The organism is Geodermatophilus sp. URMC 60 (genome assembly GCF_053502585.1).
The window spans coordinates 2,902,905-2,916,810 of the sequence record NZ_CP199958.1 but is presented as its reverse complement, the minus strand read 5'-3'; the positions used below and the strand labels follow the sequence as shown (position 1 = coordinate 2,916,810).

13 protein-coding genes are annotated in these 13,906 nt (G+C 76.4%); 7 read left to right on the top strand and 6 right to left on the bottom strand.

The window, feature by feature from the left end; translation table 11 throughout:
* Positions 1 to 76: 76 nt before the first annotated feature.
* From ACWIX3_RS13910 to ACWIX3_RS13895, 4 genes are all read right to left on the bottom strand, one after another.
* A complete protein-coding gene (locus tag ACWIX3_RS13910) occupies positions 77 to 556 on the bottom strand; it encodes a VOC family protein (protein WP_448607943.1) in 480 nt (159 codons plus the stop codon).
* Between the two features lie 247 nt (positions 557 to 803).
* Complete coding sequence (locus ACWIX3_RS13905; RefSeq protein WP_448607942.1) at positions 804 to 4,610, bottom strand: DNA polymerase III subunit alpha; 3,807 nt, start codon at positions 4,608 to 4,610, stop codon at positions 804 to 806.
* Positions 4,607 to 5,092 carry an SAV_6107 family HEPN domain-containing protein gene (locus tag ACWIX3_RS13900; protein WP_448607941.1) on the bottom strand — a complete coding sequence of 162 codons (486 nt, stop codon included), beginning with the start codon at positions 5,090 to 5,092 and terminating at the stop codon, positions 4,607 to 4,609. The genes ACWIX3_RS13905 and ACWIX3_RS13900 overlap by 4 nt, the downstream gene beginning before the upstream one ends.
* Positions 5,092 to 5,418: a DUF6504 family protein gene (locus ACWIX3_RS13895; RefSeq protein WP_448607940.1), complete on the bottom strand. Its 327-nt coding sequence runs from the start codon at positions 5,416 to 5,418 to the stop codon at positions 5,092 to 5,094. Before ACWIX3_RS13895 ends, ACWIX3_RS13900 begins: the two co-directional genes overlap by 1 nt.
* A gap of 232 nt (positions 5,419 to 5,650) precedes the next feature.
* On the opposite strand from ACWIX3_RS13895, the gene ACWIX3_RS13890 reads away from it, so the two are divergent.
* The 6 genes from ACWIX3_RS13890 to ACWIX3_RS13865 all read left to right on the top strand — a co-directional run bounded on the left by ACWIX3_RS13890 (position 5,651) and on the right by ACWIX3_RS13865 (position 11,131).
* Positions 5,651 to 6,163 (top strand): YbaK/EbsC family protein, encoded by a 513-nt coding sequence (locus tag ACWIX3_RS13890; RefSeq protein WP_448607939.1) that lies wholly within the window; start codon positions 5,651 to 5,653, stop codon positions 6,161 to 6,163.
* Complete coding sequence (locus ACWIX3_RS13885; protein WP_448607938.1) at positions 6,160 to 6,747, top strand: GNAT family N-acetyltransferase; 588 nt, start codon at positions 6,160 to 6,162, stop codon at positions 6,745 to 6,747. The genes ACWIX3_RS13890 and ACWIX3_RS13885 overlap by 4 nt, the downstream gene beginning before the upstream one ends.
* A complete protein-coding gene (locus ACWIX3_RS13880) occupies positions 6,744 to 8,462 on the top strand; it encodes a phytoene desaturase family protein (protein ID WP_448607937.1) in 1,719 nt (572 codons plus the stop codon). Before ACWIX3_RS13885 ends, ACWIX3_RS13880 begins: the two co-directional genes overlap by 4 nt.
* Positions 8,459 to 9,268 carry a carotenoid biosynthesis protein gene (locus ACWIX3_RS13875; RefSeq protein WP_448607936.1) on the top strand — a complete coding sequence of 270 codons (810 nt, stop codon included), beginning with the start codon at positions 8,459 to 8,461 and terminating at the stop codon, positions 9,266 to 9,268. Before ACWIX3_RS13880 ends, ACWIX3_RS13875 begins: the two co-directional genes overlap by 4 nt.
* A 73-nt stretch (positions 9,269 to 9,341) precedes the next feature.
* A complete protein-coding gene (locus tag ACWIX3_RS13870) occupies positions 9,342 to 10,484 on the top strand; it encodes a glycosyltransferase (protein WP_448607935.1) in 1,143 nt (380 codons plus the stop codon).
* Positions 10,481 to 11,131 carry a flavin reductase family protein gene (locus tag ACWIX3_RS13865; RefSeq protein ID WP_448607934.1) on the top strand — a complete coding sequence of 217 codons (651 nt, stop codon included), beginning with the start codon at positions 10,481 to 10,483 and terminating at the stop codon, positions 11,129 to 11,131. Before ACWIX3_RS13870 ends, ACWIX3_RS13865 begins: the two co-directional genes overlap by 4 nt.
* Positions 11,132 to 11,150: 19 nt before the next feature.
* Here the strand turns inward: ACWIX3_RS13865 and ACWIX3_RS13860 are convergent, their stop codons facing one another.
* Positions 11,151 to 12,128: a carbohydrate kinase family protein gene (locus ACWIX3_RS13860; RefSeq protein WP_448607933.1), complete on the bottom strand. Its 978-nt coding sequence runs from the start codon at positions 12,126 to 12,128 to the stop codon at positions 11,151 to 11,153.
* A gap of 251 nt (positions 12,129 to 12,379) precedes the next feature.
* On the bottom strand, positions 12,380 to 13,036 hold the full coding sequence (locus ACWIX3_RS13855; protein WP_448607932.1) for a CDP-alcohol phosphatidyltransferase family protein: 657 nt from the start codon (positions 13,034 to 13,036) through the stop codon (positions 12,380 to 12,382).
* Positions 13,037 to 13,093: 57 nt separating this feature from the next.
* On the opposite strand from ACWIX3_RS13855, the gene ACWIX3_RS13850 reads away from it, so the two are divergent.
* Positions 13,094 to 13,903: a lipase family alpha/beta hydrolase gene (locus ACWIX3_RS13850; protein ID WP_448607931.1), complete on the top strand. Its 810-nt coding sequence runs from the start codon at positions 13,094 to 13,096 to the stop codon at positions 13,901 to 13,903.
* Positions 13,904 to 13,906 lie beyond the last annotated feature (3 nt).

Below are 13,906 nucleotides of genomic sequence, written 5' to 3'. Positions count from 1 at the left end.
CCGCGAGCCTGCGAGTGGCGGGGCAGGAGGGTCCTCCTGCCGAGCGTGCGAAGGGCGGGGAGGACGGGGTCCTGCTTCAGGCGTTGACCCCGTCGGCCGCCCGCTTGATCTCCTCGAGGTCAATCCGGCGCATCTGCAGCATCGCCTCGGTGGCGCGCCGGGCGCGCCCGGGGTCGGGGTCGTTCAGCAGGCTGGTCAGCTCGGTCGGCACGACCTGCCAGGAGACACCGAAGCGGTCCTTGAGCCAGCCGCACATGCTCTCCTCGCCGCCGTCGGTCAGCTGGTTCCAGTAGTGGTCGGCCTCCTCCTGGTCGGCGCACATGATCTGGAAGGAGATGGCCTCGGTGAACGAGAACTGCGGGCCGCCGTTGAGGCCGACGTACTCCTGGCCGTCGAGGGTGAAGGCGACGGTCATCGCGGTGCCCTCGGGCATGGGCATGTCCGGGCCGTAGCGGGTGACCTCGCCGATCGAGGAGTTGGGGAAGATCGCGGTGTAGTGGGCGGCGGCCTGCTCGGCCGCGCCGTCGAACCACAGGCACGGGATCTGCTTGGGCATGGGGCGTCCTCTCGGTTGGCTGGGGCCGTCGCTCCGGCGTCGAGGAGTAGACCGCGCCGCGCGGCCGGAGTCATCGGTGAACGGGGTCGTCGGCGGCCCGGTGGGTGACCGGCGCTGGCCCCGCCGCGGCCCCGTCCCGGGCCGGCCCCGTCCAGAGGCCCACCGCGGACCTGCGAGCGGGGGCGGCGGCCCGTCCCGGGTCCCGCCCCGAGCCTGCGAGGGGTGGGGGGAAGGACGGGACCCTTCATCAGTGGCCGGAGCTGCCCGGGCTGGAGTGCCAGAGCTTGCGCGGCGCCGACGACGTCCCCCTGCGGGTGGCGTCACGGCGCGCCACGGTGATGGCGTCCTCCCCGGCCGGCTTGATGTCGGCGTAGGGCGACATCCGGAAACCCGTGGGGTGCACCAGCACCGGCTTGACCACCACCGGCCGCGAGCCGCGTGAGGCCGCCGCACCGGCGATCGACTCCTCGGTGTACCCGCCGGGGGTGGCCATCTGCTCGGCCACCGCCTCCAGCCCGCCGGTCTCCCAGGCCTCGTGCAGTGCCGGCAGCTCCCAGGCGCCGGTGGCCCGTAGCGAGACCCCGCGCGGACCGGTGCGCCGCAGCACCCCACGGATGACCAGCAGCCACGAGTGGAAGACCGTCGAGGCGTAGGGGCCCTGGGCGTCCTCGAAGAACGTGGAGTCGGTGCAGCCGGTGCCGTCGTCGAGGGTCACGAAGACCACCCGGCGCCCGGAGCGGATCGGCGGCGTCTGGGTGGCCACCTTGACCCCGGCGACCAGCACCTCGGCACCGCTGCGGCTGGAGAGCAGCTCCCCGGCCGGCACCGCGCCGATCGCGGCGAGGAACGGCCGGTAGAAGTCGACGACGTGCCGGCTGGCGTCCAGGCCGAGCACCTCCAACTCGGCGCGCACCAGCTCGGCGTCGGTGAACTCGGGCAGGCCGCTGCCCTCGGCCCAGCCCAGCCCCGGCTCCTCCGCCTCCTGACCGGGCAGCTCGGTGCCCGTGTCGAGGCCCATGAGGTCGAGGCTGAGCTGTCCGGTCGTGGCGGCCTTCGCGCCGCTGCGGCTCCACCGGTCCAGCTCGCCGATCTGCAGCAGCAGGTCGCGGCGGGTGACCTGCCGGCGGCTGCGGGTGGGCCGGCCGGCCTCGCGGTCGCGGACCCCGAAGCCGTAGAGGGAGTCGAAGCCGCCGGCCAGCACCAGCCGCTCCACCACCGGCCGGGACACCGACGCCCGGTGCCAGAAGTCGGTGAGCGAGCGGTAGGGCTGCCCGGCGACGACCCGCTCCACCTCCTCGCCGGAGATGCCCTTCACGTCGGTCAGGGACAGCCGGATGCCGTAGCGGGACGGGTCGGGCATCGCCGCCGGCATCCACTCCGGGCGCACCCAGCCCCAACCCTCGACCTCGAGTCCACCCTCAGGGTCGGTTGCCGACCCGAGCCGCTCGACCCGGTAGGTGCCGGCCGAGGCGTTGACGTCCAGACCCAGCACCCGGACGCCGAAGTTGCGGGCGTCGTCGAGGATCAGCCGCTTCGGGTACATCCCGGGGTCGTGGGTGAGCACCCCGGCGAGGAAGGCCGCCGGGTGGTGGGTCTTCAGCCACGCCGACTGGTAGGTGGGCAGGGCGAACGCCGCTGCGTGGGCCTTGCAGAAGCCGAAGGAGCCGAAGGCGACCAGCACCTCCCACACCCTCTCGACCACCTCCACCGGGTAGCGCCGCAGCGCCTCGGGCACGAACCAGGCCCGCACCTCGGCGTGCAACTCCCGGTCCCCCAGCGCACGGCGGACCTCGTCGGCCTGGGCCAGGTCGCAGCCGGTCATCTGGGCCACGACCTGCAGGACCTGCTCGTGGAAGACCACGACGCCGGCGGTCTGCTCCAGGAACGGCGCGAGGTCGGGGTGCGGGTAGACCGGGTCCTGCCAGCCGTTCCGGGCCAGCAGGAACGGGGTGACCATGTCGCTCTTCACCGGGCCGGGCCGGAACAGCGAGATGTCGATGACGATGTCCTCGAACGTCTCCGGCCCGAACTTGCCGACCAGCTCCCGCTGCCCCGGCGACTCGATCTGGAACATGCCGAGGGTCCGGGTGCTGCGGATCAGCTCGAACGTCGTCGGGTCGTCGCGTGGGACGGCGTCGATGTCGACGGTCTCGCCGTCGACCCGGGCCACCTCGTCGAGGGCGTGCGCGATCGCCGACTGCATCCGGATGCCGAGCAGGTCGAGCTTGAGCAGACCGAGCTCCTCGACGTCGTCCTTGTCGAACTGGCTCATCGGGTAGCCCAGGTAGCTGTTCTCCACCGGGGTGCGGTCGAGCAGCGTGGCGTCGGACAGCAGCACGCCGCACGGGTGCAGCGCGATGTGCCGGGGCAGCCCGTCGAGCCGGGCGACCAGGTCGAAGAGCAGGTCGAGGTCGCCGGTGCCGCCGCCGCGTCGCGCGCCCAGCCGGCTGGCCCGCAGCTCCGGGAGGTCCTTGAGCGCGGCGTGCACCTGGTTGGCCCGGATGTGCGGGAAGGCCTTGGCGACCGCGTCGACCTCGGCCGGTGGCAGCCCGAGCGCGGCGCCGACGTCGCGGATGGCGTGCCGCACCCGGTAGGTGTCCATCATCGAGATGCAGCTGACCCGGTGGGCGCCGAAGCGGTCGAGGACCGCGTCGTACACCTCCATCCGGCGGGCGGACTCCACGTCGATGTCGACGTCGGGCAGCTGGTGGCGCAGCGGGGAGAGGAAGCGCTCCATCAGCAGGCCGTACCGGATCGGGTCGACATCGGAGATGCCCAGCAGGTAGGTGACCAGGCTGCCGGCGCCCGAGCCCCGCGCCGCGGCCCGGACCCTCAGGCTCCGGATGAGGTCGACCACGTCGGCGACGGTGAGGAAGTAGGACGGGTAGCCGAGGGCGTCGATGACCGCCAGCTCGTCGTCCAGCCGCCGGGCCACCTCCGCCGTCCGGGCCATCCCCCGCCGGCCCAGCCCGGCCTCGCAGCGGGAGCGCAGCACCTGCGAGGGGCCCATCCCCTGCTCGGCCGGGGTGGTGACCACGTCGAGCTCGGGGTAGCGCACGGTGCCGACACCGAGGTCGGCCCGGACGTCGACCGCGCACTGCTCGGCCAGCCGGGCGGTGCGCTCCAGCAGCCGCAGCGCGGCGTCGCGGTCGGGGCCGACGAGGTCCTCGGCGACCTCCGCCATCTCCTTGCCCGACTTCAGGTAGCCCTCGGCGGTGCGCCGGTCGACGTGCCGGGCGTCCAGCGGGACCAGCCGGCGCGCCGCGTCCAGGACGTCGGCGGTGGGTGCGTCCAGGGCGTCGACGTGACGGACCGCGTTGGTCAGCACCGCCGGCACCCCCTCCGCGGCGGCGAAGCGCAGCAGCGCCTGCGCCTGGGAGCGGTCGCCCCGGCCGCGGTGGTGCACGACCTCGAGCACCAGCGAGCCGGGGCCGAACACCGCGCGCCAGGCGGCCAGCCGGGCGGAGGCCACGTCGGCCCGCCCGGCGGCCAGCGCCCGGCCCACCTGGGAGTCCGGGCCCAGCAGGGCCACCAGCCCGGGCGCGTGCTCGGCGGCCAGCGCCAGCGAGCTCACCGGTTCCCCGCGGGTGCCGCGCAGGTGGGTCGCGCTGGTCAGCCGGCACAGCGAGCGCCAGCCGGCGCCGTCCCTGGCGAGGAAGGTGACCCGCGGCAGCCGCGGGTCGACGCTGGCCCCGCCGCGGGCCGGTGAACGGCGTCCGGCGCGACCGGGCGCGTCGTCCGGTGCGCTCGGCCGGCGGGCCCGTGCCCGCTGCGTCGAGTGCGCACCGCCGACCACCGGCGCCAGGGCCGGCGGGACGGTCGAGTCCACCGAGGGCGTCACCGCCAGGTCCACCCCGAACAGCGGACGCACGTCGGCAGCCCGGCAGGCCAGCGCGAACTTCACCGCGCCGTAGAGCCCGTCGCGGTCGGTGAGCGCCAGGGCCCGCATGCCGTGCTCGGCCGCCCGCTCGACCAGGTCGGCCGGGTGGTTGGCCCCGTACTGCATGGAGTAGCCCGAGGCGACGTGGAGGTGGACGAAGGGGTCGGGTCTCACCTCCCGTTCCGGTGCCCGGACCCGCCGACCACCCGGGGACGCGCGCGCCGGGGCGACTCCGGCGGCGGCGTGCTGCCCAGGGTGTTGTCCACGACGGCGAGGAAGGCCCGCACGTCGCGGACCAGGTCGTCGGCCTCGCGGTCGGTGACCGCGTGGGACAGCCCGGCCTCGGCGGCGGCCCGCTTGGCCGCGCCGGCGGCGAAGAAGGTGGCCCACTCCCCCAGCTCGGGCGCGACCTGGCCGAGCAGCACCCAGGCGCTGCGCGGGCGGCGCCGCCCGGACTCCGGTCGGGTGCGGGCGGCCAGCACCGCGGCGGCGGCGCGCAGCGCGCCCAGGTGTGCGGTGGCGTAGCGCTGGCGGGCGTCGGCGTTCGCCGCCGCCTCGGCCAGCGCCCGGGTGGCCTGGTCGAGCAGCTGGCGGGCAGCCGGGGGCAGCGGCGGGGGCAGGGGCAGCTGGTCGGCCATGACGCGGACGGCTCCCATCAGTCGTGCACCCGCACGAGCGACCAGCGGTTGTCCGCCGACTCCCAGCTGAGGTCGAAGACGCCGGCGAAGCTCATGCGCGACCGGCCGGCCCGGACCGCCTCGACCCGCCACACCTGGCGGCTGGCGACCAGCTCGGCAGAGGCGCCACCGGCTCCCGCGGCACCGCGCTGCCACCACGGGGCGGTTTCCACCCACGAGTCGAGCAGCTCGCCGACGACATAGCGGGACTGCCCGCGCCAGAACTGCGCCGGCCCGAGCGGCCCGCGCTCCACCTGCACCTCCTCGCCGACCCGCTCGCCGACCCCGCCCAGCACCCGGCTCATGACAGACTCCCCACCGCTCCGCCGCCCCACCGGCCCCGGCCCGCCGCACCGGGTGGGGAAGGACCACGGTGCGGCGGGGGGCCGTCGTTCGAACGCGTGTTCGAACGACGATGAGTACACCCGACGGCACCGACGACGTCAAGCGGACGCGCAGCCGGCTCCGCCGGCGTCCCGGCCGGCCGGGGCGCCCGGGCCGGGGGCGGACCGCCCGGGCCGATGGCAGGATCGACGCATGAGCCGACCCGAGCACCCGCGGGTGGCCGCCATCTCCTCCCTGCTGGCCGAGACCGGCGCCACCGGCCAGGTGCTCGAGCTGACCGGCAGCGCCCGCACCGCCGCCGAAGCAGCCGGAGAGCTCGGCGTCCCGCTCGGAGCCATCGCCAACAGCCTGCTGTTCGACGTCGACGGCGCGCCGCTGCTGGTCCTCACCAGCGGCGCCCACCGGGTCGACGTCGCGAAGGTGGCTGCGCTGCTCGGCGTCCGCGACGTGCACCCGGCGTCGGCCGACTTCGTGCGCCGGCACACCGGCCAGCCGATCGGCGGCGTCGCGCCGATCGGCCACCCGGAGCCGATCGGCACGCTGGTCGACATCGAGCTGGCCCGGCACGACCGGGTCTGGGCCGCAGCCGGACATCCGCACGCGGTCTTCCCGACCAGCTACGAGGAGCTGCTGCGGCTGACCGGCGGGACCGCCGCCGAGGTGGGCGACGATCCGGCGGTGCTACCCGAGGCGGTGCACTCGTGACCGGGACGACGCCCGCGGCGCGGGTCACCGAGCTGCCCACCGGCTGGCTGCGCGACCACATGCACGAGGCGCTGGCCATCTACGGCGAGGCGATGGGCTACAGCCCCTCGGTGGTCGCCGGCCGGTACGGCTACGCCATCCAGCACACCGAGCGCCCCGGGTTCCGCGCGGTCGGCGCCTTCGTGGAGACCCGCGACGGGGAGGTCCTCGTCGGGTTCGGCTACGGCTACCTGATCGCACCCGGGCAGTGGTGGCACGACCAGGTGCGCGCCGCCCTCGACCGGCGGACGGCGAAGCGCTGGCTGCCCGGTGCCTTCGAGGTCTGCGAGCTGCACGTGCACCCCGACCACCAGAGCCGCGGCCTGGGCCGCCAGCTGCTGCACGCCCTGGTGGCCGGACTGCCCTACCCGGCGGCGCTGCTGTCGACCCCGGACAACGACACCAAGGCCTTCCGGCTGTACCACGCCGACGGCTTCGTCGACCTGGCCCGCAACCACCGCTTCCCCGGCGACTCGCGCCCCTTCGCCATCCTCGGCGCCCGCCTGCCGCTGCCGCCGCCGGCGCCCCGGTCCGACCGCACGTGAGCGAGCTGGCGAGCTCACGCAGGGGTGCAGCAGGGCTGCGGCGGCCGACGAGCACCGGAGGGCAGGCCGCGGACGGTGACACCGCCGTCGACACCGCCGTCGACGCCGTCGTCGTCGGCGCCGGGCACAACGGGCTGGTCGCCGCCTGCTACCTGGCCCGCGCCGGGCTGCGCGTGGAGGTCGTCGAGCGCGACGAGGTGCTCGGCGGCGCGGTGTCGACCGTGGAGCGCTGGCCGGGCGTGCGGGTCGACCGCGGCTCGAGCGCGCACGTGATCATCCGGCAGAGCGGCATCGTCGAGGAGCTCGACCTCGCCGCGCACGGCCTGCGTTACGTCGACTGCGACCCCTGGGGCTTCGCGCCCGCCCCCTCCCCCGGCGACCCCGGCCCCGACGGCCGGCCGCTGGTGTTCTCCGTCGACCTCGAGGCCACCTGTGCCTCGATCGCCGCGGCCTGCGGGCCGGAGGACGCCGCCGCCTACCGCCGCTTCGTCGAGGTGTGGGCGCCGCGCAGCCGCGCCGTCGTCGGCTCCTTCGCGCGGCGGCCGACCGTGGGCGGCCTGGCCCGATCCTTCTGGCCGATCGGCGCGCCCACCGACGGCCGGCCGCGGACCTCCGGCGGCGACATCGCCGTCGACTTCCTCGGCTCCGGCGACGCACTGCTGGACCGGTGGTTCACCAGCGAGCGGCTCAAGGCGGCGCTGGCCTGGTTCGGCGCGCAGTCGGGCCCCCCGGTGTCGGAGCCCGGCACCGCGGCGATGGTCGCCTGGGCGACGCTGCTGCACGACGTCCCCCCTGGCCACCCGGTGGGCGGCTCCGGCGGGCTCACCCAGGCGCTGCGCCGCCGGCTGGAGGCCGACGGCGGGCACGTCGCCCTCGGGGACGCCGCGGCCCGGCTGCTCGTGGAGGACGGCCGGGTGACCGGCGTCGGGACGGCCTCGGGACGGCGGGTCGCGGCCCCGGTCGTCGTCGCCGCCTGCCACGTGCTGGCCACCCGCGACCTGGCCGGGGAGCACGCACCGCCCGCGCTGGCCGACGCCGCCCCGCCGGTGGGCAACGGCTTCGGCCTGGTGGTCCGGGCGCTCACCGACGGCCCGCCGGCCTACCCCGGGGTGGCGCCCGAGCAGGCGCTGGGCGGGCTGCAGCTGCTGTGCACCGACCGGGCGCAGCTGGCCGCCGCCCACGGCGACTGGCTGGCGGGCCGGCTGCCGCGGGAGCCGGTGCCGCTGGCGATGTGCTTCTCGGCCACCGACGACACCCTCGCCCCGCCCGGGCAGCACGTGGTCACGGTGTGGGGGCAGTGGTACCCCTACGCGCTGGCCGACGGCGCCGACTGGGACGCTCTCGCGCAGACCGAGGCCGACCGGCTGGTCGCCGCCGTCGACCGCTTCGCGCCCGGCTTCGCCGCCTCGGTGCAGCGCACCTACGTGCAGACCCCGCTGCTCCTGGAGCGGGAACTGTCGCTGCTGCGTGGCAACGTCATGCACGTGGAGATGGGGCTGGCCAGCATGTTCGGCTTCCGGCCGACGCCGGCGCTGTCGGGCTACCGGGTGCCCGGCCTGGCCGGCCTCTACCTCGCCGGCGCCTCCACCCACCCCGGCGGCGGGGTGTCGGGCAACTCCGGGCGGACGGCGGCCCGCGTCGTCCTCGGCGACCGGGGCGTGCCCGCCCGCGCCCGCGAGGCCCTCCGGCGCGGCCTGGCAAGGGTGCGCCGGTGAGCGGTCTGCTCGCCGCGCGCCCGAGCAGCCGGCCGACCGCGCTCCCGTGGGTGCCCGCGGTGCTGCTGGTGCTCACCGCGATCGCCTACCCGCTGACCGACGGCGGCGCCGTCCGCGACGCCGTCAGCTGGACCATCGTGCTGCTGGGCTCCACGGTGTCGGTGGTGCACGCGGCGGTCAGCCGGGGCGCGCGTACGGGAGCGGGGGTCCTGCTGGTCACCGCGGCCACGGCCGTGGTGTTCGAGGCGGTCGGCCTGGCCACCGGGTTCCCGTACGGCGAGTACACCTACAGCGACGACCTCGGGCCGACGCTGCTCGGCGTCCCGTTCCTCGTGCCGCTGGCCTGGCTGATGATGGCCTGGCCGAGCTGGCTGCTGGCCCGCCGGCTCACCCGCGGCGTGCGCCCCGGGCGGCGGCGCCCGGCCCGCGTGGGAGTGGCCGCGGCGGTGTTCGCCGGGTGGGACGTCGTCCTCGATCCGCAGATGGTGCAGGCCGGCTACTGGACCTGGGCGCACCCGCGGCCGTCCCTGCCGGGCATCGACACGGTGCCGCTCACCAACCTGGCCGGCTGGCTGCTGGCCGGGCTGGTCCTGATGACGCTGCTCGACGTGCTGGTGGCCCGCACGGCCTCGGAGCTGCCGCGCACCGGCGACGGCGCCCCGCTGCTGGTGCTGGGCTGGATGACCCTCGGCGGCGCGGTCGCGCACGCCGGCTGGCTGGGGCTGCCCGGGTCGGCGGTGTGGGGCGCGCTGCTGGCCGTCCCGGTGCTGGCCGCCCTGACGGTGCAGGCCCGCCGGACGAGGTGAGCGAGTTCGCGAGCCCGGCCATGGGTAGAGCAGCGTCCGCGCAGGCGGTCGAGGAGTACCGCGGGGAGGACTCGTGAGCGGGCGGCTGCTGCGGGTCCTCTCCGGTGCGGCGGTCGCCGGGGCCCTGCACGCGGCGGTCAACGTGGCGCTGCTCCGCCGTCCGCCGACGGGGCCGCCGCCGGTGCGCCGGCCGGTCACGGTCGTGCTGCCGGTGCGGGACGAGGAGGCGCACGTCGGCGGCTGCCTGGCGGCGGTCCTCGCCCAGCACGGCGTGCCGGACCTGCGGGTGGTCGTGGTGGACGACGGCTCCACCGACGGCACCGCCGACGTCGTGCGCGCGGTCGCCGACCCCCGGGTGCGGCTGGTCCCCGCGGCCGAGCCGCCGCCGGGCTGGCTGGGCAAGCCGCACGCCTGCGCCACGGGAGCCGGCGCCGACGGGGACGACGGGCACGACGGCGTGCTGGTCTTCCTCGACGCCGACGTCCGGCTCTTCCCCGACGCGGTGGCCGGAGCGGTCGCCGTCCTCGATGCACACGGCCTGGACCTGGTCTCGCCCTGGCCCCGGCCGGTGACCGCGACCGCCGCCGAGCGGCTCGTGCAGCCGCTGGGCCCCTGGTTGTGGGTGACCACGCTGCCGGTGCGGCTGGCCGAGCGCTCGCCGCGGCCGTCGCTGACCGCGGCCAACGGCCAGTTCCTCGTCGTCCGGCGGTCGGCGTACGCCCGGGCCGGTGGGCACGGCGCGGTGCGCGGTGAGGTGATCGAGGACGTCGCGCTGGCCCGGGCGGTCAAGAGGGCCGGCGGGCGGGCGGTGCCGGTCGACGGGTCACGGCTGGCCGCCTGCCGGATGTACGACGGCTGGCCGGCGCTGCGGGCCGGCTACGCCAAGTCGCTGTGGGCCTCGGTCGGCGGGTCGCCGGGGGCGGGTGTCGCGGTCGCGGCCGGGCTGACCGCCGTCTGGGTGCTGCCCGCCCTGGCCGCGCTGCGCGGGTCGCGGGCGGGGCTGGTCGGCTACGCGGCGGGGGTGGCCGGACGGGCGGTGTCGGCCGCGGCGACCGGCAGCCGGGTCTGGCCGGACTCGCTGGCGCACCCGGTGTCGATGCTGCTGTTCGACGTCCTGCTGGCCGGGTCGGTGGCCGGGCGGCGGCGGGGCACGCTGTCGTGGCGCGGCCGCCCGGTCGGCGGCGTCCCCGTGGCCCGGGAGACCATGGCCGGGTGAGCAGCCCGAAAGAGCGTGTGCACTTCGACCCGGCGGCCATGGACGGCGGCGCCTTCTACCGGGTGCTCAACTCGGTCGTGGTGCCGCGGCCGATCGCCTGGGTGGCCACCCGGTCCGCCGAGGGGCTGGTCAACCTGGCGCCGCACTCCTTCTACACGGTGGCCTGCGTGTCCCCGCCGGTCGTGCAGTTCACCTCGGTCGGCCGCAAGGACACCCTCGACAACGTCGAGGCGACCGGCGAGTTCACCGTGAGCCTCACCCCGGAGTGGCTGTTCGAGCAGGTCAACGCCACGGGCACCGACTTCCCGCACGGGGTCTGCGAGGCCGAGGAGGTCGGGGTCGTGCTGGAGCCGAGCGAGCGGGTCGGCGTCCCCCGGGTCGCGGAGTCGCCGGTCGCGGTGGAGTGCACGCTGCACTCGACGGTCCGGCTGGGTGACAGCACGGTGGTGTTCGGCCGGGTGGAGCTGGTCAGCGTGTGGGAGAGCGCCGTCGAGGGCGGCCGGCCGCGCATCGAGCGCCTGAGGCCGCTGGCCCGCCTGGGCGGCAACGAGTGGACGGCGCTCGGCGAGGTCCGGGAGATCAAGCGGATCCCCTACCGCCGCTGGGCCGAGGACCCGACCATCGGCGAGCAGCTGCGCGAGCAGTAGCCGCCCTCGCAGCGACGGCTCAGGCGGGCAGGTGCTCGGCGATCTCCTCGGCGGCGTCGGCACCGAAGGCGTCGGTGAAGCGCTGGAGGAACGGCTCGCGCCGCAGCTCGTACTCCTGGGTGCCGATGACCTCGACGGCCTCGGTGGCGACGGCCGACCCCAGCTGGGTGGCCCGCTCCAGGCCCAGCCCCCACATCCGGCCGGCGATGAACCCGGCGCGCAGCGCGTCCCCGCCGCCGGTGGGCTCGACCGGCTTGGTCTCCGGGACGGCGATGACCTCGATCGGCTCGGCGCCGGCCTGCCGCACGAGCACGCCGTCGGACGCGCGGGTGGTGATCCACGTGCCGACCCGGTCGAGCACCTCGGCGTCGCTCCACCCGGTCTTCTGCAGCAGCAGCGCCGCCTCGTACTCGTTCGTGAACAGCAGGTCGGCGCCGTCGACGAGGTCGCGGATCATCTCGCCGTCGGCCCAGGCCAGCTGCTGGCTGGGGTCGGCGGCGAAGGCGTAGCCGCGGTCCCGGCACTCCTGGGTGTGCCGCACCATCGCCGTCGGGTCGTTGGGGCCGACGACGACCAGGTCGAGCCCGCCCACGCGGGCGGCGACGGGGGCCAGCTCGATGGACGCCGCCTCGGACATCGCGCCCGAGTAGAACGACGCGATCTGGTTGTTCACCACGTCGGTGGTGCAGACGAAGCGGGCGGTGTGCTTGAGCTCCGACCAGTGCACGCTCGCGGTGTCCACGCCGTGCCGGCTGAGCCAGGCGTCGTAGTCGGCGAAGTCGCTGCCCACGGCGCCGACGAGCACCGGCGCGAGGCCGAGCAGGCCCAGCCCGTAGGCCATGTTGGCGCCGGCGCCGCCGCGGTGCTGCACCAGGTCGTCGACCAGGAACGACAGCGACACGTTCTCCATCTGGCCCTCGACGAACTGCTCGGTGAACTTGCCCGGGAAGGTCATCAGGTGGTCGGTGGCGATGGAGCCGGTGACGACGACGGGCACGAGGGGCTCCCTGGGGACGGCGTTCGGCGGGACGCCCGGTGGACGTCGGAGGACGACCCCAACACCTTAGGAGCCGCCCGGGTACCGCGCCGGGCCAGCCTGCAGGGTTCTGCGCCGAGCCTGCGAGGCGCGGGGGAAGGGCGGCCCCGCCCAGGGCACTGCCCGCGCCTGCGAGGGCTGGGGAGGACGGCGGCCACCCTTCCGGGGCCCGCGCCGAGCGCGCGAGGCGCGGGGGGAAGCGTGGTCCTCCCTCAGTCGGCCAGCGCCCGCCGCAGCGCCGTCCCCAGCTGGACGACGCCGACGACGCCGAGCAGGCAGCCGACCGCCGTCCCGCAGGTGACCACCGCCGCGTCCCACCCCCAGCCGGCCACCACCCCGGCCCCGCCGAGGGTGAAGCCGGTCATGGCCACCCGGGTCGGGCGCTCCCAGACCGACAGCTCCCCGGTCTCGGTGACACCGGCCTGCCCGGCCCGGGCGCGCAGGTAGTCCGGCAGCCAGCACAGCGCGCCGAACACCGCGGCCAGCCAGCCGGGAGCGCCGGCGACCCAGAGCGCGGCGGCGAACGCCCCCTCGCTGAGCCGGTCGACGGCCGAGTCGAGGACGAAACCCCGGCGCGAGGCCCGGCCGGTGGCGATCGCCACGGCGCCGTCGAGCCCGTCGAGGACGGCGGAGAGGCCGACCAGCACCCCGGCGAGCACGAGCCAGGGACCGCCGGCCGCGGCCGGGACGACGGCGGCCGCCGCGACCAGCAGTCCCGCAGCGGTCACCGCGACCGGCGGTAGCCCCGCGACCCGGCGGGCCAGCGCGTAGACGCCGGAGAGCCAGCCGTGCACCAGGCGGCTGGCCGCCGGGTCGGCCCCGCCGTGCCACGTCGACCAGGCGGCGAGGTACTCCTCGCGGCTCAGCACGGCGCCCGCTCCACGTCCGCAGTCCACCAGGCCCGCCGGGGCAGGGACAGTGGAGGGGTGCTCGCCGGTCTCGCCCCCGCCCGACGCCGCCTGGTCGTCACCGTCCTGGCCCTCGTGGTCGTCGCCGTCGTGGTCACCGGCGCGGCGCTGCTGCTGGGCCGGCTCTCGGGCGCCGCCGGCCGCGAGCCGGTGTCGCAGCAGACCCCCGGCCCGGTGCTGCTCGTGCCCGGCTACGGCGGGTCGACCGCCGCGCTGCAGCCGCTGGCCGACCGGCTGGCCGCCGAGGGCCGGGACGTGGCGGTGGTGGCGCTACCCGGGGAGGGCACCGGCGACCTGACCGCCGCCGCCGACGCGCTGGCCGAGGCCGTCGACGAGGCCCTGGACCGCACCGGCGCGGGGAGCGTCGACGTCGTCGGCTACTCGGCGGGCGGCGTGGTCGCCCGGCTGTGGGCGGCGGACGGCGGCGCGGCCATCGCCCGGCGGATCGTGACGCTGGGCTCGCCGCACCACGGCACCACGCTCGCGGACATGGCCGGGCAGGTGGCGCCGGAGCAGTGCCCCGAGGCCTGCCGCCAGCTGGCCAGCGGCAGCCCGCTGCTCGTCGGGCTCAACGCGGACGACGAGACGCCGGAGGGCCCGGTCTGGGTGTCCATCTGGACGGCGCAGGACGAGACGGTGACGCCGCCGGAGTCCGCTCGGTTGGAGGGCGCGCTGGAGCTGCCGGTGCAGTCGGTCTGCGCCCGCGCCCGCGTCACCCACGGCGAGCTCCCCCGTGACCCGCTGGTCCAGGCGATGGTGCTCGAGCAGCTGGGCGCCGCGGCACCGGCCGCGCTGGGCCCGGACGACTGCGCCCGCCTCGACGGCTGAGCA